Source organism: Burkholderia pulmonis, from assembly GCF_984667975.1.
Genome location: NZ_OZ480186.1, coordinates 1323232 through 1348622, shown reverse-complemented (window position 1 = coordinate 1348622; position 25391 = coordinate 1323232). Strand labels below are relative to the sequence as shown.

The window sequence follows — 25391 nt, the reverse complement described above, 5'->3', positions numbered from 1 at the left end:
TTTTACTTGCCAACGCATTTCAGGAGACATTCATGATCGACCGTACCCGCAAGGCCGCCCTGGTGACGGCTCTGTTCCTCGCGGCCAGCGCCGCCCACGCCGCCACCGATACGGTGACGAACCCCTACGGCCTCGATGCGCTCTGGAAGGGCGGAGATTTCATCGCGCGCGGCACGCTGCTCATTCTCGTCGTGATGTCCATGGGCAGCTGGTACATCATCGTCGCGAAACTGCTCGAGCAGGCGCGTGTGCTGCGCCGCGCGAAGGCGGCGGAGAAAGGCTTCTGGCAAGCGGGCAGTCTCAACGAAGGCACGCGCCAACTGGACACCGGCAGTCCGTTCCGCTACATCGCCGAAACGGGTCTCGCGGCATTCGACCATCACGAAGGTGCACTGCTCGAACAGGTCGACCTCAACCATTGGGTCGCGGCGGCCATCGAGCGCGCGACCACGTCCGTCTCGAGCCGCCTGCAGGACGGCCTCGCGTTTCTCGGCACCGTCGGCTCGACCGCACCGTTCATCGGCCTGTTCGGCACGGTGTGGGGCATTTATCACGCGCTGACTGCCATCGGCATCGCGGGTCAGGCTTCCATCGACAAGGTCGCGGGGCCGGTCGGCGAGGCGCTGATCATGACCGCGATCGGCCTGGCTGTCGCGGTGCCCGCCGTGCTCGGCTACAACTGGCTCGTGCGCCGCAACAAGGCCGTGATGGAGCGCGTGCGCGGGTTTTCGACGGAATTGCACATCGTCATCCTGACCGGCACGACCACGGCCGGGGCCGCCGCCGCGACCAAGGCCGCCGCCCTGTCCCGCGTGGGGTGAACCATGGCCATGTCCGCAGGCCCCCGCGACGGCGACGAGCACACCGAGACCATGTCGTCCATCAACACGACGCCGCTGGTCGACGTGATGCTGGTACTGCTGATCATCTTCCTCATCACGATTCCGGTGGTATCGCACACCGTGCCGGTCACGCTGCCCAAGGAAGCCGTGCAGCCGCTGCAAACGACCCCGCAGAACGTGATTCTCGCGGTGACGAAAGAAGGCGACGTGTTCTGGGACGAACGGCGCATACCCGACGCGGCAACGCTCGTCGAGAAGCTCAAGGCGGTCGCGATGCAATCGCCGCAACCCGAAGTCCACATCCGCGGCGATCTCGACGCGCGCTACGCCGCCATCGGGCGGGTCGTGTTCGCCTGCCAGCGGGCGGGCATCGTCAAGGTCGACTTCATCACGGAGCCGCCGCCACGCCAATGATCCACCCACATCGACAAGGAGACCCGAGATGGCAATGACGATGCCCACCGGCAACGCCGACGAAGCCGAAGTGATGATCGAGATCAACACCACGCCGCTCATCGACGTGATGCTCGTCCTGCTCATCATGCTGATCCTCACCATTCCCATTCAGACGAACGCGGTCAAGCTCGACATGCCGACCGGCACACCACCGGCGCAACTGCAGGCACCGCCCGTGGTGCAGATCGATATCGCGGCCGACGGCACCATCGCATGGAACGGCGAGACGCTGGGTTCGCGCGAGCAACTGGAAACGCGATTGCGCGAGGTCGCCGCCAACCCCGCGCCGACCGAACTGCATTTGCGGCCCGACAAGGCGGCGCCTTACCGCGCCGTCGCCATGGTCATGGCGTCCGCGCAGCGGCTCGGTGCGACCCGCATCGGGCTCGTGGGCAACGAGCAGTTCATGCAGTAACCGCTTTCTCATCACAGAGCCCTCATGTTCGACTCCAACCTCGACGTGCCCGCCCCCGTGGCGGCCCACAGCCCGCCACCCGATTCATCCGCCGGACCGCTCGCGTGGTTCGGCCTGGCGATTCTCGTGATCGTGGCGTTCTTCGCGTTCGTCGACCGGCAGATGCTGATCCTGCTGACCGAGCCCATCCGCCACGATTTCGGGCTGACCGACACGCAAATCGGCCTGATGCAGGGCGCGGGTATCGCGCTGTTCGCTGGCGTGGCTTCGTTGCCGATCGGCTGGGTCGCCGACCGCGTGGATCGCCGGGTGGTGCTGGCCGCGTGTGTCGTCGTCTGGACCGCTGCCACCGCCGTCTGCGGCATGACCACCCACTTCTGGCAGTTGTTCATCGCCACCGTCGGGCTCGGGATCGGCGAGGCCGGACTGGTGCCGGTGATCTACGGCCTGATCCCCGATCTCTTTCCTGCGCGCCAGCGCGTGCTCGCCAATGCGATCTTCGCGCTCGCGAACCTGTTGGGCGCGGGTGCGGGGATGGCGCTCGGCGGCGCACTGATGCACGGCATCTCGGCGGTGCACGGTGCATTGCCGGCCGGGCTCGCCGATCTCGCGCCGTGGCGGCTCGCGTTTTTTGCCGTTGCGTTGCCGGCCCCCGTGCTGGTCGTGCTGATTCTGCTCATTCGCCCCGGAAGACACGGCGACACGAAAGAATCCACAGCGCGTCACCGGGCTTCCGCGCCGCTGCCGTCCGCGCCGGTCTACTTCCGGCGCGAAGCCATCATGATGCTCAAATTCTTCGGTGCCATCGGGCTGGTCAATCTGTCGTTCGGCGGTGTGGCGACGTGGATGCCGGTCGTGGCGGTACGAACCTTCGGCGCGACGCCGGCCGAAGCCGGCGGCGGCATGGGCGTGGCGGCAATGGCCGGCGGTATCGCGGGTTGCGTGCTCAGCGGTCTCGTTGCCGGCCGCATGCGGGCGCGCTTCGGCGTACTCGCACCACTGCGTGTCTGTGAATGTGGCGCGCTGGTCGCCGGCGGCCTGTCGTTCCTCTATCTGGCCGTGGGCTCGCTTACGCCGGTGTACGCGCTGTTCGGCCTGCAGCTCGCCTGCATGGTTGCCGGCATGGTGCTGTTTCCCACCATCATGCAGAACATCTGCCCGGCCCACCTGCGCTCGCGCGTGGCGGCGATCGGCGCGCTGACGTCGATCATCGTGCAATCCGGCAGCCCCGTGTTCATCGGTTTCATGTCGGATCGCCTGCATGCGTTCAGCCAGGGGTTGCTGTGGTCGATCGTCTGCGTCGCGGCGTTCGGCTTCTTTGCCGCCTGCATCTTGATGCGCGCAGCGGGCCGTGGTGTGCGCGAGGCAATCGAACGCTATGCGTAACTCCTTTCTTCCTTCCTCTCCCATGTCACCCCGCACGCTCTCACTCTCGCTGCGTATCGAACGCTGGCCGTTGGCCGCGCCGTTCCATATCACCGGCCACGTCATCGACGCCGCCCGCCTCGTCAGCGTGACCGTCGACGACGAACAGCACGCCGGCAACGGCGAAGCATCCGGGGTCTTTTACCTGGGTGAAACGCCCGAATCCATCGCCGCGCAGATCGAGAGCGTGCGGGCGCCGATAGAAGCGGGGATCACGCGCGCGCAGTTGCTCGACGTATTGCCGCACGGCGGCGCACGCAATGCGGTCGATGCGGCATTGTGGGCGCTTGAATCACGACAGCAAGCCATGCCTGCGTGGCGCATGGCGGGGCTCTCCGCCCCGCGTCCGCTGCTGACCACGATGACGATCGGCGTGGGCACGCCGGACGCAATGGCCGGGGCCGCGCGGCGGCTGTCCGACGCCAGGGCGCTGAAGGTCAAGCTGGACGGCAGCGCCTTGGACGCCGCGCGCCTCACGGCGATCCGTGACGCGCGCCCGGACGTACCGCTCGCCGTCGACGCGAATCAGGGCTGGTCGCGCGCGCACTTCGACGCGATGCTCCCCGTGCTGCAACAGCTCGATGTCTGCATGCTCGAACAACCGTTTGCGATCGGTGCGGACGCCTGTCTCGAACAAGTCGAATGTCCGATCCCGCTCGCGGCCGACGAATCGTTTCAGGATCTCGTCGATCTGCCCGCCGTTGCACGCCGCTACGACATCGTCAACCTCAAGCTGGACAAATGCGGCGGCCTGACACGCGCGCTCGACCTGGCCACGCGTGTACGCGAAGCCGGCTTGTCCGTGATGGTCGGTTGCATGGCGGGCACCTCGCTCGCGATCGCCCCCGCCTTTCTGCTCGGGCAACAGTGCGATCACGTCGACCTCGACGGGCCGATCTTCCTCGCGCGCGATCGCGAACCGGGCGTCGCCTACCTCGACGGCCTGCTGCACTGCCCTCCCCCAGTCTGGGACTACCCGGGCATCACAGCTTCTTCTCGCTGAGGCATCGACATGACACCGGATTCCCCCGCCACGACGACGCAGCTCGACGCGCTGTTCGCGCGTTATCACCGAGCCGATGCCCCCGGATTGATCGCCGGCATCGTCCATCGCGGCCAACCGCTGTATCGACGCGGCTTCGGCATGGCCAGCCTCGAACACGGCATCGCCAACACGCCGGCCACACGCATGCGCATCGGCTCGGTCAGCAAGCATTTCACTTGCGTCGCGGTACTGCTCCTGTGCGAGCGCGGCGCGCTCGACGCCGACACCCCCATCGGCGCGTATCTGCCGGAGCTGCCGCCGGCCGCAGGCCTGCCGACACTGCGGCAGTTGATGTCGCATCGCGGCGGGCAGCGTTGCGCACTGGACCTCGCCCTGCTGACGCAGGGTCTGGCCATGTCGCCGCATGGCGCGCTCCTGGCCACGCAGCAACGCCAACGCGACGAAAATTTTCCGCCGGGGGAACGCATGATGTATTCGAATGGCGGCTATCACCTGCTCTCGCTCGCCGTCGAACGTGCGAGCGGGATGCCGTTCGACGCGTTCCTCACGACGCATGTCTTCGACCCGATGCTCATGCACGACACCGCGTGCGTGCCCAACGACATGACGATCGAGCGCGGCATCGCGACGATGCATGTTCCTGACGGCGAAGGCGGATTCCGGCGCGGTATCTTTCCGTCGTGGGACCTGCTCGGCGAAGGCTCGATCGTCTCGACCGTCGACGACATGCTGCGCTGGACTGCGCACCTGCGATCCGGCGACAAGATCGTCGGCAACGACGATACCTGGGCCCGGATGCTCGCGTTGCCCGTATTCTCCAGCGGCCAGCGCAGCCAATACTCGCTCGGTCTCACGCAGAGCCTCTATCGCGGTGTCGAGCTGATCCACCATTCCGGCGGTGTCGTCGGCGGGACTTGCCAGATGCTCGTGTCGGCGGCGCACGGGCTCGACGTCGTGCTGCTCAGCAACGGCGCAGTCGACGCGCCGCTCGAACTGTCGAAGCGTGTCGTCGACATCGTGCTCGCGGACGAGCTCGGCAGCAATGGCCCACCTGCCGCGGCGCGCGCCGCCGACCACGCAGCGCGCCTCGGCCGCTACCGGTCGCCCGGCACCGGCGCCGTGTATGTCCTGGAAGATCGTGAAGGCGCCCTGATGTTGACGGGGCCGCTTTGCCCCAGGCCGTCGATGACACTCCACGATAGCGACAATGACCTGGACGACGTCCAGGTCGACGCGAGCGGCGACGGGACGCTGGCGTTGCGCTGGGGATCGTCCTGCACACCGGACGATCTCTCCAGCCTGCGCATCGTGCATTGCGGCCATGTCGAGACGTTCGTACGACTCGGTGAAGCGCCCGCGTTGACGCCGCCACTCGTCGCCGCGATGTCCGGCACGTTCGCAAGCCACGACGCCAACGCCCAGGCAGGCATTCGACGCGACAGCGGCGCACTCGTCCTTCGCATGCAGGGCGCGGTGGGCCGTTGCGACTACCATCTCACGCCGCTTGCCCACGATGCCTTCGTACTGGTGCCGGTCGATCCGATCGACATCACGACCGGAATCGTCACGTTGACACGCGACGCGACAGGCGCGCACATCACCGGCTTTCGCATCGATACGCCACGTACCCGGCATCTGGCCTTCACACGGATTCACGCCGACGCCTGACACGTGCCGGCGTCGCACGACGCCGGCACGCACGGCAGGCATTCACATCGCCGACGCAAACGGATTCGACACGCGCGGCCAGTAGTTGAGGTCGCGATGCCGATAGTCCAGTGCGGCAAAATCCGTCGAGAGCGCACCAGGCGCCGCGACATGAAATATGGCCTTCGCGCGCGGCGCGAATTCGGTTTGAAAATGCTGAGTCGATTTCACGATCACGAGCTTCTTGCCGGCAAAGTCGATGCCGAGGCCGGTGAATGCGTCCACGCCCAGCACCTGCGTGCGAACCGATATCAGCGCGATGTCGAGCCCGTTGTCCGCTTCTACCCACACGGCCCGGCCAAGCGGTTGCTCGAGGCCCATGATGCTTTGCGCATGACGCTCGACCACACCGCGCACGGTCACGCGCAGGTCCACCGGGTCCCCGGAGTACACACTGCATTTGCCGCCGATGCGCAGGTTCAGCGTCGCCCCGACACCGGCGTCCCTGCAAATCTGGATGGCGCCGAGATCCCAGAAGCACCCGATCGCAACGTCGGCGATCCGCCGCTCGACCACGCGCCGCAGCATGAACGTGCTGTCGCACGGCGCGCCACCGCCAGGATTGTCCGCGACATCGGCCAGCACGACCGGGCCGCCGTCGACCGCCAGCGCACGATCCAGCCCGGAATCGATATCGAGCCATGCGGGGCCGGTCGCGTCGCGCAGCGCCCAGAACTCGCGTGCCAGTTGCGCCGCCAGCGCCTCGGCCTTGGCGGGATCGTTGTCCGTCACCACCCAGAATTTCGCGCCGGCTTCCGGCACGTCGCCCCACGGGAACCCATGGCCGAGCGACACCGACAGCACGCCGTCGCGCCCCTCGAACGACTGCATGCGCCGGACAAACCCCGCCATCGGCTCGCTGGTGGTGTGCCATGCACCGACCATCCGGCAGTCCGACACGCCGATCGTCGGACGGATGCGTCCCGCAGCCATGTCAAGCGCCAACCGATAGGCATCGCGCGCCCGGTCGATCGCATCGATATGCGGATACTCCTTGTAAGCGATCAGGACATCCGCCGATGCCTTCATCCGTTGCGTGAAATGGCAGTGCGGATCGAGCGTGACCAGGATCGGAACCTCGGGTCCGACAATGGCGCGAACGCCGGCGAGCAGATCGCCTTCACAATCGTCGTACCCCTCTGCCACCATCGCGCCGTGCAGCAGCAGAATCACGGCATCGAGCGGCAGGGCGGCCTTCACGCCGTCGAGAATTTCGTCCCTCAGGGACTCGTAGACCGCACGAATCGTCCGGCCGGACGGCTGGGCCTCGGCACACAGGCCTTCGACGAGTTCGTGACCGTCCCCTTCCGCGAGGCGCCGCACTTCCGCGATCACGTGACCCATGCCGTCAGGCTCGCGCACACTCGCGTCGCCGTGAAAGATCGTGCTTTCTTCGAAGCCGCCCCAGCCGGTGGGGCACGGGGCGAATGTATTGGTTTCCGTCGAAAGCTGAGCCGTATATATCTTCATGACGAGGTCTGCCGAATGGGATTGAAGGGTGAAACGACTATAAGCACGCGCTGTTTCCGCTTTGTGAGCAATCTGTATCAAGCGTGAAACAGAGCCGCGCCGACGGTCGTCTCGCCCGCCCTATCGGCGCGGCAACGTAACCTGCGCCACCAGTCCGCCTTCCGTCCCGTTGCGCAACACCAGTTCCCCGCCGTGACGCTTCACGACGTCGTTCGCGATGGCGAGGCCAAGCCCCGTCCCGCCCGTGTTCTTGTTGCGGGAACCTTCCACCCGGTAGAACGGCTCCAGGGCCCGCTCCAGTTGCGCCTCCGGTATGCCCGGGCCGTGATCGGCAATCTGGATGCGCACGCACGACGGCGCGTCGAACAGACGGATGTGGGCGTCCTCTCCGTATCGAATCGCATTGGCAACCAGATTCGTCAGGCAGCGCTTGAGGCCCAGCGGTTGAGCCGATATCGGCGGCACCTCACCGCTGATCGTCACTTTTTGACCGTGTTCGGCTGCATCTTCCGCGATGGCGTCCACCAATGCATTGATGTCGACCGGGCTGAACGCCTCGACCACTTCTTCATTGCGCAGAAACGACAGGGTGGCCTCCAGAAGCTGGGTCATCTCGTCGATATCGTCCCTGAGCCGTTCACTCAATTCGGTATCCTGAGCGGATCGAAGACGCAGCTTCATGCGTGTCAGCGGGGTACGCAGATCGTGCGACACGGCGGCGAGAAAGCGGTTGCGCTCACTCATCTGCCGCCGCAGCGACGCCTGCATCGTGTTGAACACGCTTGCGGCCTGACGCGCCTCGACCGGGCCGATTTCCTCGATGGGCGGGGCATCGATGTTCCTCGACAACTCGGCAGCGCCAACGGCCAGCGAGCGGAACGGCGCGGCCAGCATGCGCGCGCCGATCCATGACGAGATCAGGGCCGGCATGATCTGGATCATCACTGCGGCCGCCCACTGCAACGATGCGCTCATTCCGGGCGGCGGTTTGAACGGCGCGGTGCTGTAGAGCTTGAAGAGCAGCAGGCCGGCGCTGATCTGCATCACGAGGATGATCGAGATCATCACGAAAAACAGGCGATAAAAAGCCGAATCGAAGCGGGGTCTGTGCATGGTCATGGCCGACAGCGAGCGATAGCGTCGATTATCGCCCGCGAATGTAGGGCCCATGTGTGCCCTTTGTTGCAAACCCGAAACAAGTCCCCGTCCCGTGCCCGCCTCGTTCGCCTGTCCGGCTGCCCTTCCCCTTCACCGATCGTTTGTATCAGCGACGATACAAACGCCACATGAACCAGAAATAACCGGCACTTACCGTTCACCCTGAGTTGCGCTACACGGCACCGCGTTCAGTCGATCGCAAAATCAGGAGGAGACAATGGTGAAGATGAAAAACCGGACGAAGCATGCAGCGGTTTCGGCAACGTCGCCGCTGCGGCACGGCGGGCGTTACGCCCCCCTCTTCGTCGGGCCGGTATTCGGGTTGGCGTCGCTGGGCGTGCACGCGCAGCAACAGGCGCAAACGCAAATGCAGGCTCAGCAGATCGCCGCGCCTGACGCGGCGTCCGCTGCGACACCCGCCACGGCGCCCGGCACCGCCGTGCCGGCTGCCCCTGCGGCAGAGACGTCGAAAGTGCAAGGCAAAGGCGGCGCAACGCTCAATACCGTCGTGGTCACCGCGACACGCCGACGTGAACCGGCTCGCGAAGTGCCCATGCAGGTCAATGTCCTTTCTGCCGACGAACTGCAGAAGAGCGGCGCGAAAACGATGTCCGACTACCTGTCTTCGGAGCCGGGTGTCGACCTGAACGCGAGCGGCGGCAGCGGATCCGGTCAGGTCAGCATCCGCGGCGTGACGACAGGGATTCAGACGGGGCCGACGGTCGGTATGTATATCGACGACGTCGCGTTCGGCGGCAGCACCTTGTTCTCGCAGAGCGCAACGTTCGCGCTCGACATGAGCCTGCTCGACCTCAATCACGTCGAAATTCTCAGAGGCCCGCAAGGCACGCTGTATGGCGCGGGTGCGATGGGCGGCCTGCTGAAATACGTGACCAACGAACCGGACCCGGGGCAGTTCTCCGGGCAAGTCGGCACCGGCGTGTCGGGAACGGCGCACGGCGGCGTGAGCGGCACGGCCAACGCGGCGTTGAATATCCCGCTGAAGACCGACGTTGCAGCGCTGCGCGTCTCCGTTTTCGGGCAGCACGATGGCGGTTATGTCAACGCGGTGGGGCCCGAGTCGGGCTCCCGCGTCGACCGCGGCGACACCTACGGTGCGCGCGCGTCGTTACTGCTGACGCCGACTAGGGACTTGACGGTCCGGTTGAGCGCGGTCTCGCAAAACATCAACCGCAACGATCCGAACTACGTTGAATACGGCGCCAACGGGCAGCCGCTCCTGGGTGACCTGACCACGCAACAGTTCGCCCCGCAACCCTTTCACCAGAACATCCAGCTCTATTCGGCCGGGATCGAATATGAGCTCGGCTGGGCGCGCCTGAACTCGATCACGTCGTATCAAAGAATCAACTCGAGCGCGCCGCAGGACCTGACCGGCGTGTACGGGCCGCTATTTGCCGCCCAGGGGCTGGACCTGGGTTCGGTGGTAGCCAAGGATGTGGCCACCACGAACAAGGTGACCCAGGAGTTTCGCCTGACCTCGCCGGGCAACCAGCGACTCGAGTGGCTGGCCGGACTCTTCTATACGCACGAGCGCAGCAATTTGAGCGAAGGCTTTCTGACGACGTTGCCCGACGGCACGCCCGGCCCGAACCTGTCGGAGATCCAGGCGCCCAGCACGTACAACGAATACGCGGCATACGGCGACCTGACCTATCACCTCACGCCGCGCCTTTCGCTGACCGGCGGCGTCCGGATCGCCCACAACACCCAGACCTACGAACAGACGACCTTCGGTACGCTCGCCGGCCCGACACAGACCATCTCGGCACCATCGTCGGACACCAGCAAGACCTACATGTTCACCGCGCGCTACGCGCTGACCGCCAACAGCAACGCCTATGTCCGCATTGCCAGCGGATACCGGCCCGGCGGCCCGAATGCGCTGCTGATCGATCCGCTCACCGGCATACGCGCGCCGGGCAGCCCGACCTTCGCCCCCGACACGCTGTGGAGCTACGAGGCGGGCTACAAGGCCGACCTGTTCGACAAGCGGCTCTCGCTGGAGACGTCCGTCTACGACATCGAGTGGAAGAATATCCAGCAGCTCGGCACGGTCGATGGCGTCAACCAGGTCATCAACGCCGGCAACGCGCGAATCAAGGGGCTGGAATTCTCCGGTACGTTCCGTCCCGACCCGCACTGGAACTTCAGCGCGAACCTGTCGCTCATCGACGCCAGCCTCACGACCGGCAATGCGAGCGCAGGTACGACCGCGGGCGCGCCCTTGCCGAATTCGGCCAAGGTCGCCGCTACGTTCTCGGGCACCTATCTGTTCCCCGTACACGGGTATCCGTCGTATGCGGGTATTACCCAACGATTCGTCGGTCGACGTCATAGCGGGTTCGACGCCAGCTCCGGCCGACCGGATTACCCGTTGCCGGGCTACGCGATCACCGATTTGCAGGCGGGCGTCGACTTCAAGAAGTTCAGCCTGGCGTTCTATGTCCGCAACCTGCTCGACCGTCGCGCGTTGATCGCGGCCGGTACGTCACTGATACCGATGGGCGGCCCGGCACTCGTCAGCGTGATTCAGCCCCGCACGATCGGTGCCGCGCTCACCGTTCCGTTCTAAATAATAGGGATACCTTGCAATGAAACAAGCATCGTCCGACATCGTCAAGCAACTGGATGCCCTGTTCGAACGTTTCAACAAGTGCGATGAACCCGGCCTCGTCGTGGCCGTCGCCCGTCAAGGCGAAATCCTCTACCGGCGAGGCTTCGGCATGGCCAGCCTGGAGCACGGCGTAGCCAATACGCCGGCCACGCGCCTGCGCATCGGCTCGACGAGCAAGCACTTCACCTGCCTCGCCGCACTCCTGCTCGCCGAAGACGGCAAGCTCGACATCGACGCCGGGATTCGCACGTACCTGCCTGAACTGCCGCTGCTCGCAGGCGACCCCAGTTTGCGTCAGCTGATGACGCATACGGGAGGCTACCGCTGCTATCTCGACCTCACCCTGCTCGCGCAAGGCGTCGCGACGCTGCCGCGTGGTGGCGTGCTGGCGGCGCAAGTCCGGCAGCGCGACGTCAATTTCCCGCCGGGCGAACGGATGATCTACTGCAACGGCGGATATCACCTGCTGTCGCTCGCGATCGAACGGGCCAGCGGCATCCCGTTCGAGACCTTTCTAAAGGAACGCATCTTCGATGTCATGGGCATGGTCGACACCGAGTCGGTCGCCGACGACATGCGCATCCGCCCGCGCATGGCGACCCAGCATGTGCCGGACGGAAAAGGCGGATTCACGCGCGGCCTCTTTCCGACGTGGGAAGTGCTCGGTGAAGGCGGAATCGTGTCGACGGTCGACGACATGCTGCGCTGGCTCGCGCATCTGCGCGACCCCAGGCGTCTCGGCAGCGCAGCGACCTGGCGCCAGATGCTGACCCGACCGCATTATTCGAGCGGTGCGGAAGGCGTCTACGCCCTCGGGCTGATGCTCACCCCGCATCGCGACGTGGAGGTACTGCACCATGCCGGCGGCGTGTTCGGCGGCGCCTGTCAGATGTTGACCGTGGCCAAGCAGGCACTGGATGTCATCATCCTCACCAACGGCGCGGCAGCCAATCCCGTCGAACTGGCTACGCAGGTCATCGACATCGTTCTGGGCGATGCGATCCTCGGCGCGAAGCTTGCCGCGCCCCTGCAAACCGCCGGGCACGAAACCTTGCTCGGCAAGTATCACTCGCGGGCGTCCGGGACGTATTGCGTGATCGACGATCGCAACGGGCACGTGAACGCCACCTTCCACAACGTCAAACAGATGCCCCTGCCGCTCATCGAGACGACGGCCGGATTGCGGGTTGACGACGGGGCCGGCGGAGCGCTGTTGATCAGGCCCTGCGCGTCGACGGCGGAGACACGCGTGACGGCCATCGAGCTGCTGGACTGCGGTCACGCGGAAACGCTCGAGCGCCTGCCCGATCACGCTCCGTCATGCTCCGATGCGTCGGCGGGTCTGGCCGGCACGTATCACGGTCATGACGCCGCGGCACGTGCGACGATCGCCGTGACGAACGGCGAACTCATGCTGACCCTGGACGGCGTCGCAGGCAGCGTCGGCTACCGGCTGGAGCCGGTCGCCGACGATCTCTTCACGTTCGAGCCTGCCGGTCAGATGGCCGTCATTCACGGCGTCCTGAGCGTGGAACGCGCGGAGCGCGAGGTGACGGGCTTTCGCATCGACACGGCACGCACGCGCAACCTGAGCTTCATGCGCGAGCGGTGAGATTCGTCGCCGTCACGTCGCTTCCCGGCATGCCGATGACGTTCGTCGAGGATCGAGTTGACGCGCCACGTGCGGTGACGAATCCGCTCGTGCGTTTCCTCGCCGGTACGAGTCCGACCACCCGCATCGTACCGATGCGGGTGGCGCGGAATCACTTCGCCTGCGACTGCCGGATCAGGTCGGCGGCCTTTTCGCCGATCATGATGGCCGGCGCATTAGTATTCCCGGACACGACGTCCGGCATGATGGATGCGTCGGCCACGCGAAGGCCGGTCACCCCCCGCACGCGCAGTTCCGGATCGACGACGGCGTCGGCCCCCACGCCCATCTTGCATGTGCCGGCCATGTGGTGATAGGTCACGCACGCACGACGCACGTATTCGCGCAGCGCGGCAGGATCGTCCCCGGCCGGTCCCGGCAACACCTCGCGCGCGCGCCATTCGTCGAAAGCGGGCCGGTTGCCGATGTCACGGCAGATCTGAACCGCTTTCGCGAGACGCTCCAGGTCCGACTGTTCCGACAGATATCGGGGGTCGAGAAGAGGCGCGGCGGAAGGATCGTCCGATCCAAGACGAATCTCGCCGCGGCTCGCCGGACGGACCAGGCCAGCACACAGCGTCCACGCATTTGCCGGACCGTCGAAACCCGGCGCGTAGTACGGGATGTGCATGAACAGCGGCTGCAAGTCCGGACCGATGCGGCGCTCGTCACTGCGACAGAACAACTGCGATTCAAGCAGGTTGTTCCGCGGTGCCGGGATCGGCCTGGAAGCCTCGAAGATCACGCTGCAAAGCAGGTGATCCTGGAGGTTCTTCCCGACGCCCGGCAGGTGATGCGTTGCACGGATGCCGACGCGCGCCAGTTCGTCCGCCGGGCCGATGCCCGACAGCATCAGAAGCTGCGGGCTGGCGATTGCGCCGCCGCTGACAATCACTTCGCTGTCGGCCATCGCGTCGATAACCGACGCCCCGTCGAAGTAGCGAACGCCGACGCACCGGTCGCCCAGGAGAATCAGCCTTTCGACGCACGCGCCGGTTTTGACCGTCAGGTTCGCACGATCGCGAGCGGGCGACAGAAACGCCCGCGCAGTCGATTGGCGTACGCCGTCCTTGATCGTGAGATGGCAATAGCCCGCGCCGTCGATTGCCTCTGCGTTGCAATCGTCGTTGCGCGCGAATCCTGCCTGTACCGCCGCTTCGATCGCGGCTGCACAAATCGGATTGGGATCGCGGTTTCGCGACACGTGCAACGGGCCGCCCGCACCGTGATACCGGTCTTCGCCGCCTTCATGATCCTCCGACTTGCGGAAATACGGCAGAACGGACTCATAGTCCCAGCCCACGCAGCCTTGATACGCCCACGCGTCGTAGTCGCTGCGGTGTCCGCGCACGTAGATCATGCCGTTGATCGCGCTGGAGCCACCGAGCGTCCGGCCACGCGGCCAGTAATGCGATCGCCCGGCGGTATGCGCTTGCGGCACCGTGTGGTACGCGTAGTCCACCGGGGTATTCCACAGGGACGGCCACCCGCCCGGCGCCGCAATATTGGGATCTTCATCCCGCGGCCCTGCCTCCAGCAGCAGCACGCGGACATGCGGATCCTCGCTCAATCGCGCTGCAATCACACAACCGGAAGACCCCGCACCAACAACGATGTAATCGTATGCATCCATGGTTTCATACCCTTGAGCGACGGTTTTGACGATCGGCGTGCAATCGCACGATCAGAAGAAGTGCGCAACGCGAACGTTGAAGCGTTGCGTTTCGAGCGGGCCATTCTCGGTTGACGTCTGGCGACCGTAGAGCGCGATGATTTGCCAGGTTTTGGTGGGAAACCATGCTGCCCCCACGAGAAAGCTGGGTGTCGATTGCCGGTTGGCCTGGGACACGCCCGCAACGGTCTGGTTGCCGCCGAACACATATGAGCCGCCGACCCGCAGGTCGACGCTGCTCGTGAGCTGGTACCGCAACCAGCCCTGCGCCTGAAACAGCGGCGACTCCGTCATCGTCGCGCCGGTCGCACCGAAGTTGTGGTTCGGCGTGAATGCGGTGGCGTCCGCTGCCAGATCGAGGGTCACCTTGGGCGCGACCGGCGTGATGAAGCCGGCCTGCAGCGCGAACTTCCACCGGTTTTCGCCGAGATTGATGCCTCGATTGTGGTCGTAGCTGCCGGTCGGTGCGTAGATGAACGGCGTGATGCCCAGGAACGTGTTCGACTCGGGATGGTTGACGACCCAGATCGTAGCGGCAAAGACCGCGTCACCGATGCCCGTATTGTTCCCGAGGGCCGACATCTGGTTCGTCCCGCCGACGTGGCCGAACGGAATCAGCACCTGCGGATCAACGGTGAATCCGCCGATCGACATGAAATGGATGAAACGCGCAATGCCGATGTCCTGGGTGATGTCGCCGCCCGCCACTCGCGAACCGTTCGCATAGATCCGCGTATCCTCGGCATGCTGATAGTACAGCGCACCGATATTCGCGCCGGCGGGCAACGCCGTATAGTCCCCTGCATCGATATTGATCGCCAAGGCCAGTGTCGGGAAAGCAGCCGCCATCGCGAGCGCAGCCAGCTTCCACGCGCGCGGACCGCGGGGCAAACGCGCAAAGCGACGCGCTCGAATACCTGCCTGGTTTTTCCTCAAGTTCGTCTCCTAGATATCCATCGGCCCTATGATTTGGCCGTCCAGACTAGTCTAGGATTCCTGAATATTATCTTTCGGCGTTCGGTGCAGACGTTGCGTCGATGCGTGCAAATCTTCGCCGCAACGCACGCTTTCCGATTGCATCTGACGGAGGCGTCGCGTCACGCCGGTTCCGATGCATTTCGACAGGTCATCCGGTAGACGCCGGGGCTGGATCCGAATCGCGCCTTGAACAACCGGCCGAAATGCGTCATGTCCGAAAAGCCGCACATGACCGCCAGCTCCAGCAGATTGCGGTTCGTGTCGGCGGGATCCAGAAGCGCCCGCCTGCTCGCCTGCAGCCGATATTCCTGAATCAACCCCTGGGGCGTCTGGCTGGTCGCCGCCAGTGCGCCGTAGAGCGTGCGTCGCGATACGTTCAGTGCACTGGCAAGCCGGTCCGGTGTCAGGTCGGGATCGCTATAGTGATGCGCGAGGTAGATTTCAGCGTTCATGCGCAGGGATGCGCTTCGCGCGCCGGCCCGGTTGAGCGCGTCGCCGGCCTCGCGGCGAACGACGGAATCGAGCAACATCAACGTCGACTGCTCGAAACCGAACAGGCTTTCCGGGTCGTCAGGCACCTGCCCGTCCATCAGGTACTGGATGGACTGCAACGCGAGGTGTGCATTGCCGACAGTCCGGCGTACCTGCGTATCCGCGCGATCGACGAACCATCGCCACATCGTGCTGCTCCTCGGCGGCGCAAGCGCGGCAACGAACCTCGACGCATCCGCGCACTCGATCGAATACGCCTGCGTCGCATCGTAGACCACCCACTCTCCCGGATTGACGATCGACGTCCTGTTTCTTTGCGTTACGCGACTTTGCCCGCCGATCTGGAACAGTATCTTGTAACAGTCGCTCTCGGCCCGCTCCGCCAGCACCCGGTCGCGGTCCACCCGGATCGACGAGGTATCGACCTCTGCCGCGCGGATCCCGCCCGCCACGGCAATACGCACCGCCATCCGGAAATGCGGACCTGTATCTCGAAGCGCCAGCGGCAGGAAACTCTCCGAGATGAGATCTCGCAGATTTGCGCCGCTACCGCTCTCGCCAACAACGATTTCGTTTGTCATTGCTCGGTGAATGAGTTCTACGAATGACTTTAGCCGCGCCGTACATGTGCACGAGCCGCGAAACTGCGCGGGAAGGCGCCTGCATATCGGGTGCGCCGCCGGCTCGCCGGGACAGCCCGACGACAACCTTGTCGAAAGCGGGAACGCGCGGCGAAGGGTCGGCGGCTGAAGTGCACTGCGAAACAGGTGTATCTCACATCGACATTGCCAACGATGCGTTTCGAATTCACGGAAAAAACGACGACAGCATCCGGTTCGCCCTATCTCGGGCCGCGCAGATGCCTTTTCGCCGCATCTACAGCGCGTAGCACATTTTTTTGATGACCGACCGGTCGGTCAATGATGGTTTGTACCAGTGAAAGCGGCGACCTTCCCTGCATCGGCAACGGGGCGCGGGACATTCGTTGCACGTCGACGCGATGTGCACGCTGAAACCAAAAGTGTGCACGCACCGTCGATCGGGGTTCGACGCACAAACCTAGAATCGAAATGCGGTCGACCCATCGCCCGCCTGATGCCGAGGCCCTGCTTCGTCAGTGCCTTCACGGCCAGTCGAACTGCAGGTGCCGGCCCAAAACCATAGCGAACCATCCAGAATCAGCAAGGAGATACCCACCGAAGATCGGGACAGCAAGCATGCGCGGAGCGGGACGGAACCGACGGATGTCGCTGCACGATCGTGGGCAAAAACGATGTCCGATAACACGTTCGATTACATCATCATTGGCGCCGGTTCGGCCGGCTGCACCATTGCAACCAACCTCATCGAGCGGCGCAAGGGAACCGTCTTGCTGATCGAGGCAGGCGGTCACGACAAAGACCTGTTCATTCACATGCCCGGCGGCCTCGGCAAGGCCATCCCCCGCTATACGTGGCCGTACGCCGCCGAACCGTCGCAGGACGTGAAAGGTCGATCCATCGCGGTTCCGCAGGGTCGCGTGCTCGGCGGATCCAGTTCGGTCAACGGCATGCTCTACGTACGCGGGCACCGGAACGACTACGACCGGTGGGAGACGGAATTCGGCTGCAAGGGCTGGGGTGCCGATGAAATGCTGCGTTACTTCGCCAAGGCGGAGAACAACGAATCGCTGACCACGCCTTATCACGGAAACGACGGACACCTGAAAGTCACCGAGATTCGCTATCGGCATCCGCTCTCGCAAGCATTCGTGCGGGCGGGCCAACAGATGGGACTCGAATACCGGACCGACTACAACGGCGACCGGCAGGACGGTGTCGGGTTTTATCAGGCCACCATCTTCAATGGCGAGCGCGGCTCGACGGCAGCGACCTATCTGAAGGCAATCCGAAACCGCGCAGGGTTCAAGCTCGAAGTCGATGCGCTGGTCGAGCGCGTCGAAATCGAAGGCGGCCGCGCGACCGGCGTGACCTATCGTCAAGGCAACCGGCAAGTGACCGCGCATGCGCGCGCGGAGGTGATCGTGACCGCCGGCGCGATCGGTTCGCCGAAGATCCTGCAGCTTTCGGGCATCGGACCACGCAGCGACCTCGAAAATGCGGGGGTTCGGGTCAAGCACGTGCTGCCGGTCGGCGAGAATTTTCACGACCACATGCACACGTCGGTCAATGCGTCCATCAAGACGCCGATCTCGCTCTATGGCCAGGACCGGGGATTCCGGGCACTCAAGCACGGTCTCCAATGGATGCTGTTCCGCTCCGGACTCCTCACCTCCCCGGTCCTCGAGGGATTTGCATTCGTCGACACGTGCAACCAGGGCCAGCCGGATGTCCAGTTTCACTTCCTGCCGGTCATCGATGCGTTCGACGATCCATTCGGCGTCACCAACGGCAGGACGCACGGGATCACCATCAAGACAGGTCACCTTCAACCGCATTCCCGCGGCCGCGTGGCCATCAGGTCGCCGAACCCGGCGGAGCTTCCGCGGATCGACGGAGCCTACCTGTCCGATCGCCGGGACGTCGACGGTCAGGTTCGCGCCACGAAGCTGGCACTCAAGATACTCCAGCAGCCGGCGCTCGCCGCGCATGTCGACGAGATCTTCTCGCCGAACTGCATTCCCGATGACACCGCGGCGATCGAAGACTGGGTGCGCGGCGCCGCCAAGACGGTCTATCACCCTGTCGGCACGTGCAGGATGGGGATGGAACCCGCGTCATCGGTCGTCGACACGCAGCTTCGCGTACACGGTATCGCGGGGCTTCGCGTGGCCGACAGCTCGACGATGCCCAGCATCCCGAGCGGGAATACGAACGCGCCGACCATCGCCCTGGCCGAGAAGGCATCGGACCTGATCTCGAATGCGTCGCGCTAACGCTTGCCAATCCAATTTCTCCCGGAGGTGAACAGATGGCGCTGGTCCAGATGCTTGACGAAGTCAGACAATTCCTTGCACGCGAACACGGGCACTACATCGGTGGCCGGCCCGTCGCGGGACAAGGCCGTGAACGAATCGACGTTCGGTGCCCGGCCACGCTCGCCGTGGTGGGCTCCGTCGCGCAGGCGGAAGACGCGGATATCGAGGCCGCCCTTGCGTCGTCCCATCAAGCATTCAAGGAGGACTGGGCCCGCTTCTCCCCTGCCGAACGAGAGCGCACCCTGCTGCGATTCGCGGATCTGATCGAAATGCATGGCGAGGAAATCGCGCAGATCGAAACGGCCCAGTCGGGCAAGCTCATCGCGCTGTCCCGCATCATCGAGGTAGGCTGGTCCGCCCGCTGGCTGCGGTACTACGCAGGCTGGGCCACGAAAATTGCCGGCGAAACGATTACGCCGTCCTACCCGAGCATGAACGGCGAACGCTATACGTCGTTCACGCTTCGGGAGCCGCTGGGCGTTGTGTTCGGCGTCACTCCGTGGAATTTCCCGGTCATGATTCCGGTGTGGAAATTCGGCGCGGCACTCGCGACCGGCAACACCGTGCTCATCAAGTCGTCGGAGTTTTCGCCGCTCACGATGCTGCGCATCGCGGAACTCGGCACCGAAGCGGGGCTGCCGCCCGGCGCGCTCAACGTCATCAACGGCACGGGCAGGATCGGCGCCAAAGTCATTGCGGACCCTCGTGTCGCCAAGGTCTCGTTTACGGGCTCGGTCCCGACCGGACGCGTCATCGGCGAAGAGGCCGTCAAGGCCAACTTCACCCGCTTCACGCTCGAGCTCGGCGGCAAGAATGCCGCGGCATTCCTCCCGGATACATCGGTCGACAAGATTCTCGACGGGGTCTTCGAGGCAGGGTTCCTGCACAGCGGGCAAGTATGTGCGTCGGCGGAACGTTTCTTCGTGCACCGCTCGCAATTCAACGAGGTCATCGACAAGCTCGGCGCGCGCTTGAACAGCATCGGGCCGTCCGATCCGATGGATGAGGCGGGATTGATCGGACCGGTGAGCAACGTGCCGCACTTCAAGAAATGCCTGGCCGCGTTCGACCAGGCCAAGGCCGACGGCGACGACATCGTCGCGGGCGGCGGTGCCTACGGGCGCGACGGACTCTACATCAAGCCGACGATCATTCTGCCGAAGTCCCTGCAATCGGGCTCATACCGTCAGGAGATTTTCGGCCCGGTCGGCACGTTCGTGCCGTTCGACGACGAAGAAGAACTGATCGCGATGATGAACGACTCGGCTTTCGGCCTGACCGCGAGCATCTGGACGAATGATCTGGCGAAAGCCCTTCGATACGTGCCCCGTATCGAGGCGGGCACCGTGTGGGTCAACATGCACACGCTGGTCGATCCGGCCGTGCCGTTCGGCGGCGCGAAGGGATCCGGCGTCGGTCGCGAGTACGGTTCGTCGTTCATCGACGCCTACACCGAACTGAAGTCCGTCACCATTCGCCTGTGATCGACGGCCGCCGCCGGCGCGGTTCGAACACACATCGCCCGATGCCGTTCCCGGTACATTTCCGGCCGGCATTCGGGTCGTGCCCGATCACACCCGCCTGAGCCGGTGCGGCACACGCAACGCTCGACGCAACGACGAACGCACCCGGACGACAAACGCATCCGGCGGAGCGCCATGAAAAAACGCGCGCGTCCGCCTTCTCGCGGGTTTTCGAAGCGGCATCGGATCGCATGGCGGCGATTCCTCGTTACTTCGCATTTTCCGAACCTTTCCTCTCGAATACTCTGCTTTTTCCGATCAACGAAACCATCGAAACTGAAGGCTCTTCAACAACGCGGCATGACACCGCAAAGGAACGACAGCATGAGAACCTATCCCCGCAACAGCGCTCACGCCGCCGCACGCATCGTCGCGCTGGTGCTGATTGCGGACGGCCACATCGATCCCAGCGAGGAACGGCTCCTCGACAAACTCCGGATGAACGGCGAGTTCGGGATCGATCCAGCCGAGTTCGCGCGGATCGTCCAGATAGTGTGTGAAGACTGGGCGGTCAGCCATGCATCGTCGGGCTCGATTTCCGGTCATGTCGATCAAGCGACGCTCAAGACACTGCTCGCGGAAATCGACGATCCCGACCTGCGGGTCAGGGTCATCGAGCTGTGCCTTTCCGTCGCGTCGGCGGACGGACACCTCGCCGACGGTGAAATCACCGTGCTGGGGACCATCCTGACGGCGTGGACGCCACAGACGCTGCACGTCGGGTCGACGGAGCCCTGCTGCATGTAATGTCGCCGCGCGTGCCGTGACACGCGCGGCGGAATCCGGCCTGCTCGCCAGCAAGCCGGCTCGTCTCCATGGCATGTCCTTCGTATCCAGTCGGGCACATCATGCAAGCGCAGAAACGAAAAAACCCGCGAAGCGTTGCGCTATCGCGGGTTTATCGACCAACGAGGACTTCCTCGGAAGCGTATTTGGTGCCGGGGACCGGACTCGAACCGGCAAGCCAGTTAAGGCGGCGGATTTTCGTCACACTGCTTCTTTCAAAGCCGGCGCCGCATAAGCGAAACCGTTCGTGCGCTGGACTATGCCTTCACCGTCGCGCGCGGGCGTGACCGCTGCCCGTGCGCCTTAGGCGCCCCCCGTCTAGTCTCTACACCTTCCTCGCGCATACCGCGAGGCTTGGCTCGGCGTTGCCTCGATGCGTGCATCAGGGGTTTCACCGAATTTGAAGGGTTCTGCACCGACCGTTTCCGGCCGGGCACTCAATCGTTTAAGTCCGCTATGTTTACCAATTTCATCACCCCGGCAAGAGGGCGGACCGCATTCTACCATCGGTCCGTCGCCTGTACGACGCCCGTCAATCGTCACGACGATACAACGTCACGACACACGCGCCGCCCAGTCCGATGTTGTGCTGCAGGGCCACGCGCGCACCCTCGACCTGCCTTGCACCCGCCTCCCCGCGCAGCTGCCAGACCAGCTCCGCGCATTGCGCCAGCCCCGTCGCTCCCAGCGGATGGCCTTTCGACAGCAGGCCGCCCGACGGATTGGTGACAATCCTGCCGCCGTACGTGTTGTCGCGATCGCGAACGAACTGCTCGGCCCCGCCTTCGGGACACAGTCCGAGCGCCTCGTAACTGATCAGCTCGTTACTCGTGAAGCAGTCGTGCAGCTCGACGACATCGAGATCCCCCGGCCCGATCCCTGCCTGTTCGTACACCTGTCGCGCGGCGGCGGCCGACATGTCGTAGCCGACCATCCGGATCATCGATGCCGGTTCGAAGCTGCTCGGGTAATCGGTGGTCATCGACTGCGCGGCGATGTGAACCCGCCGCGCAATACCGTGACGCCTGGCGAATTCATCCGAGCACAGCACCGCGCCGCCGGCGCCGCAGGTCGGCGGGCAACACTGGAACCGCGTGAGCGGATCGAACACCGTGCTCGAACCCATCACCTGCGCCAGATCCAGCGGCTCGCGAAACAGCGCATACGGGTTGCGTGCGGCATGCTCGCGCGCCTTGACCGAGATCATGCCGAACGTGTCCCGCGACGCGCCGTAACGTTCGATGTACTCGCGCCCCGCGCCGCCGAACATCCGCACGGCCATCGGCACGTCCGTCTCCCCTTGCACCGCATCGGCGACATCGAGATGCCGTTCGAGCGGCGACGCACGGTCGTTGAACCAGGTCGTCAGCGCACCCTTCGCCATCTGCTCGAACCCGAGCACCAGCACGCATTCGGCCGCGCCGCTGTCGATCGCCTGGCGTGCCAGCCACAGCGCGGTCGAGCCCGTGGAGCAGTTGTTGTTGACGTTGACGACCGGCACGCCCGTCATGCCGACCTCGTAGATCGCCCGCTGCCCGCACGTGGAATCGCCGTAGACGTACCCGGCGTAGACCTGCTCGATCGCATCGTATGAAATGCCGGCGTCGGCGAGCGCGACCCGGGCGGCTTCGGCTGCCATCTGGTAGTACTGCGGGCTCGCGCCCGGCTTCGTGAACGGGATCATCCCGACACCGATGACGTTGACTCGACGGCTCATGCTGGGCTCCTTCGTGGATTCAGAATATCTTCATCACGCGCAACTGGACGCTGTAGCTGTTCTTGAAGCCGCCCTCGGCCGAGAGCGCCTTGCCCAGCATCCCCGATACCTGCCAGGTCGGGGTCAGCATGTGACTCGCGAACAACCGCAACTGGTTCGTGCTCGTCTTCTGGCCAGTATAGGCATCGTCGACATACTGCTTGCCGCCGTAGGTGCCGGCATAGCCGAACGAAACCGATGTGGCCGGCGTGAACTGATAGCGCAGATACGTCTGCAGCTCGATCGACGGCCGCACCGAAATACGATAACCGTTGTCGTCGTGCCCCGGTTGCGCGGCGACGTCCAGTGCGGCGTCGAGGAACAGGTTGCGCCCCAGCCCCTGGATCACGCCAAGCTGCGGCGTGAACACCACGGTGCCGGCGCCGGCGCCGACCCGCCCGTAATCGTACTTTCCGGTCGGCACCGAGAAGTATGCCGTGAACCCGACGGTCGTACCGTACTGCGGATCGGGACGGTTCACGAGAAACGCCGTCGCACCGAACGTGAGGTCGCCGAGCCCGTTGTTCGTCGGCAGCGGACTGCCGCCGACCTTGACGTCGGTCAGCTTCGCGAACGGCAGGTACGCCTGGAACGCCACCGGCACGCCGCCGATCTGCGTGTAGTGCAGCACCCGCGCAATGCCGACGGTCTGGTCGAGGCTCGAATCCGGCACCCTGCCCACGCCGTCGAGCCTGAAATTGCTGCTCGGCGTGTAGCCGAGATAGCCGAGCGCGAGCGTCGTACCAGGCGGCAGGATCGTATAGTCGCCCGGGTAGATGTCGATCGCCGATGCGGAGGTCGAGATCGCCAGCATGACCCCCGCCGTCGCGGCAGACTGCATCAGTTTCGCCTTCATGTTTCCGTCCTTATTGTTCAGTACACCTATTATTTATGCGCATGCCGGCCGCATCTGCACGGCGGCCGGATGCGCCCGCCCTAGCCTGCGGTCGCGTCGTTGCGCAACCGCGCCTTCACATCCGGCTTCGACACCTTGCCGACCTTCGAGCGCGGCAGGTCGCTCCACACCTCGATCTGCTTCGGCGCCTTGACGCTGCCGATCCGCTCCTTCGCAAACGCGACCAGCGCCGCCGCATCGATCCGCCTGCCCTCGCGCGGCTGTACGACGGCCACCACCCGCTCGCCCCACTTGTCGTCGGGCAGGCCGATCACCGCGCAATCGCGCACGTCGGGGTGCGCAAGCAGCGCCTGCTCGACTTCGATCGAGTACACGTTGAATCCGCCGGTGATGATCATGTCCTTCGCGCGATCGACGATGAACAGGAAATGATCCGCGTCGAGGTAGCCGATGTCGCCCGTGTGGTGCCAGCCGAATGCCGATGCGTCAGCCGTCGCGTCGGGGTTCTCGTAATAGCCTTTCATGACCAGCGAGCCGCGTACGACGATCTCGCCGCGCTCGCCCGTCGGCAGCAGGCGCCCCTGTTCATCCATGATGCCGACTTCGACAAGCGGCGTCGGCCGGCCGGCGGACGACAGCCGCTCGATCGCGACCGAGCCGTCCGGACGATAGTGATCGGCCGGCGCCAGCGTCGACACCATCATCGGGGCCTCGGTCTGGCCGAACAGCTGCGCCATCGGTCCGATCCGCTCGAGCGCCTCGCAAAGGCGATCGACCGACATCGGTGCGGCGCCGTACCAGAAGCATTGCAGCGAATCGAGACGGGTCGCCGGCAGGTGCGGATGGTCGAGCAGCATGTAGATCACCGTCGGCGGCAGGAACGTGTGCGTGACGCGTTCGCGCTCGATCGACGCGAGGAATTCGCCGACGTCGGGATGGCGCATCACGACGATCCGGCCGCCCAGCGTCATCACCGGCAGGCACAGGACGCCTGCCGCATGCGTGAGCGGCGCGAACGCCAGGTACACCGGCCGCCCGTCGAACGGATAGCTCATCAGCGTGAGCGCCGTCATCGTCTCCAGGTTGCGCTCCGACAGCATCACGCCCTTCGGCACGCCGGTGGTGCCGCCGGTGCCGGGCAGCATCGCGACGTCGCTCACCGGCTCGCGCTCGAACGCCGTGTCCGGCAATCCGTCCAGCCAGTCGCCGAGGCTCGGCGCGAACGGCAGCGTCGCATCGAGGCAGACGGCCACGCTCAGCGCCGGCAGTCCGGGCAACATCTTTTCGACCATCGCGGCATACGCGCTGTGGAACAGCAGTGCACGGCAATCGAAGGTCGCGAGCACGAAGCGATTCTCGGCGACTTCATTGCGCGGATTGATCGGGCACCAGACGTTGCCCGCCCGCGCAATGCCGAACACGCACGCGAAAGCGACCGGATCGTTGCCCGACAGGATCGCCACCTTGTCGCCGGCGGCCACGCCCGAGCGGGCCAGGCCGCGGGCGACGCGGTAGGTCAGGCGCTGTACCTGGGCATAGGTCAGCGTCTCGTCGTCGGCGACGAGGCACGGCTGGTCGGCGCCGAGCGACGCGCCCTTGTCGAGATAGCGGGTCAAACGCATGACGATTCTCCCGGAAAGTAC

The 25391-nt window shown here is 64.8% G+C and carries 19 protein-coding genes; 11 read left to right on the top strand and 8 right to left on the bottom strand.

Features of this window, described 5'->3' with window-relative positions; translation table 11 throughout:
• Positions 1 to 32: 32 nt before the first annotated feature.
• From AC5LXK_RS06335 to AC5LXK_RS06310, 6 genes are all read left to right on the top strand, one after another.
• Entirely contained in the window at positions 33 to 821 is a 789-nt protein-coding gene (locus AC5LXK_RS06335; RefSeq protein WP_493390806.1) for a MotA/TolQ/ExbB proton channel family protein, read from the top strand.
• A 3-nt stretch (positions 822 to 824) separates the two neighbouring features.
• On the top strand, positions 825 to 1256 hold the full coding sequence (locus AC5LXK_RS06330; RefSeq protein ID WP_493390805.1) for an ExbD/TolR family protein: 432 nt from the start codon (positions 825 to 827) through the stop codon (positions 1254 to 1256).
• Between the two features lie 28 nt (positions 1257 to 1284).
• Complete coding sequence (locus AC5LXK_RS06325; RefSeq protein WP_493390804.1) at positions 1285 to 1713, top strand: ExbD/TolR family protein; 429 nt, start codon at positions 1285 to 1287, stop codon at positions 1711 to 1713.
• A gap of 24 nt (positions 1714 to 1737) precedes the next feature.
• Positions 1738 to 3099 carry an MFS transporter gene (locus AC5LXK_RS06320; RefSeq protein WP_493390803.1) on the top strand — a complete coding sequence of 454 codons (1362 nt, stop codon included), beginning with the start codon at positions 1738 to 1740 and terminating at the stop codon, positions 3097 to 3099.
• Complete coding sequence (locus tag AC5LXK_RS06315) at positions 3092 to 4141, top strand: dipeptide epimerase (RefSeq protein ID WP_493390802.1); 1050 nt, start codon at positions 3092 to 3094, stop codon at positions 4139 to 4141. The genes AC5LXK_RS06320 and AC5LXK_RS06315 overlap by 8 nt, the downstream gene beginning before the upstream one ends.
• 87 nt (positions 4142 to 4228) lie before the next feature.
• Complete coding sequence (locus tag AC5LXK_RS06310; RefSeq protein ID WP_493390801.1) at positions 4229 to 5812, top strand: serine hydrolase domain-containing protein; 1584 nt, start codon at positions 4229 to 4231, stop codon at positions 5810 to 5812.
• A 42-nt stretch (positions 5813 to 5854) separates the two neighbouring features.
• Here the strand turns inward: AC5LXK_RS06310 and AC5LXK_RS06305 are convergent, their stop codons facing one another.
• A complete protein-coding gene (locus tag AC5LXK_RS06305; RefSeq protein ID WP_493390800.1) occupies positions 5855 to 7321 on the bottom strand; it encodes a M81 family metallopeptidase in 1467 nt (488 codons plus the stop codon).
• A 120-nt stretch (positions 7322 to 7441) separates the two neighbouring features.
• Positions 7442 to 8491 (bottom strand): ATP-binding protein, encoded by a 1050-nt coding sequence (locus AC5LXK_RS06300; RefSeq protein WP_493390799.1) that lies wholly within the window; start codon positions 8489 to 8491, stop codon positions 7442 to 7444.
• Positions 8492 to 8696: 205 nt separating this feature from the next.
• On the opposite strand from AC5LXK_RS06300, the gene AC5LXK_RS06295 reads away from it, so the two are divergent.
• On the top strand, positions 8697 to 11075 hold the full coding sequence (locus AC5LXK_RS06295; RefSeq protein ID WP_493390798.1) for a TonB-dependent receptor: 2379 nt from the start codon (positions 8697 to 8699) through the stop codon (positions 11073 to 11075).
• Between the two features lie 19 nt (positions 11076 to 11094).
• Complete coding sequence (locus AC5LXK_RS06290) at positions 11095 to 12729, top strand: serine hydrolase domain-containing protein (protein WP_493390797.1); 1635 nt, start codon at positions 11095 to 11097, stop codon at positions 12727 to 12729.
• A 151-nt stretch (positions 12730 to 12880) separates the two neighbouring features.
• Here the strand turns inward: AC5LXK_RS06290 and AC5LXK_RS06285 are convergent, their stop codons facing one another.
• The 3 genes from AC5LXK_RS06285 to AC5LXK_RS06275 form a co-directional block, all read right to left on the bottom strand.
• Positions 12881 to 14401 carry a GMC family oxidoreductase gene (locus tag AC5LXK_RS06285; protein WP_493390796.1) on the bottom strand — a complete coding sequence of 507 codons (1521 nt, stop codon included), beginning with the start codon at positions 14399 to 14401 and terminating at the stop codon, positions 12881 to 12883.
• Positions 14402 to 14452: 51 nt separating this feature from the next.
• On the bottom strand, positions 14453 to 15376 hold the full coding sequence (locus AC5LXK_RS06280) for a transporter (RefSeq protein WP_493390795.1): 924 nt from the start codon (positions 15374 to 15376) through the stop codon (positions 14453 to 14455).
• A 161-nt stretch (positions 15377 to 15537) separates the two neighbouring features.
• On the bottom strand, positions 15538 to 16491 hold the full coding sequence (locus AC5LXK_RS06275) for an AraC family transcriptional regulator (RefSeq protein ID WP_493390794.1): 954 nt from the start codon (positions 16489 to 16491) through the stop codon (positions 15538 to 15540).
• Between the two features lie 692 nt (positions 16492 to 17183).
• Between AC5LXK_RS06275 and AC5LXK_RS06270 the strand changes: the two genes are divergently transcribed.
• From AC5LXK_RS06270 to AC5LXK_RS06260, 3 genes are all read left to right on the top strand, one after another.
• Positions 17184 to 18785, top strand: a complete 1602-nt coding sequence (locus tag AC5LXK_RS06270) for a GMC family oxidoreductase (protein WP_493390793.1) — start codon at positions 17184 to 17186, stop codon at positions 18783 to 18785.
• A gap of 35 nt (positions 18786 to 18820) precedes the next feature.
• Positions 18821 to 20311, top strand: a complete 1491-nt coding sequence (locus tag AC5LXK_RS06265) for an aldehyde dehydrogenase family protein (protein ID WP_493390792.1) — start codon at positions 18821 to 18823, stop codon at positions 20309 to 20311.
• 363 nt (positions 20312 to 20674) lie between these two features.
• Positions 20675 to 21097 carry a tellurite resistance TerB family protein gene (locus AC5LXK_RS06260; RefSeq protein ID WP_493390791.1) on the top strand — a complete coding sequence of 141 codons (423 nt, stop codon included), beginning with the start codon at positions 20675 to 20677 and terminating at the stop codon, positions 21095 to 21097.
• Between the two features lie 571 nt (positions 21098 to 21668).
• On the opposite strand, the gene AC5LXK_RS06255 is transcribed toward AC5LXK_RS06260, so the two are convergent.
• The 3 genes from AC5LXK_RS06255 to AC5LXK_RS06245 all read right to left on the bottom strand — a co-directional run bounded on the left by AC5LXK_RS06255 (position 21669) and on the right by AC5LXK_RS06245 (position 25370).
• A complete protein-coding gene (locus AC5LXK_RS06255; protein WP_493390790.1) occupies positions 21669 to 22853 on the bottom strand; it encodes a lipid-transfer protein in 1185 nt (394 codons plus the stop codon).
• 19 nt (positions 22854 to 22872) lie between these two features.
• On the bottom strand, positions 22873 to 23748 hold the full coding sequence (locus AC5LXK_RS06250; protein ID WP_493390789.1) for a transporter: 876 nt from the start codon (positions 23746 to 23748) through the stop codon (positions 22873 to 22875).
• An 80-nt stretch (positions 23749 to 23828) separates the two neighbouring features.
• Positions 23829 to 25370 (bottom strand): acyl-CoA synthetase, encoded by a 1542-nt coding sequence (locus AC5LXK_RS06245; RefSeq protein WP_493390788.1) that lies wholly within the window; start codon positions 25368 to 25370, stop codon positions 23829 to 23831.
• Between the last annotated feature and the right edge of the window lie 21 nt (positions 25371 to 25391).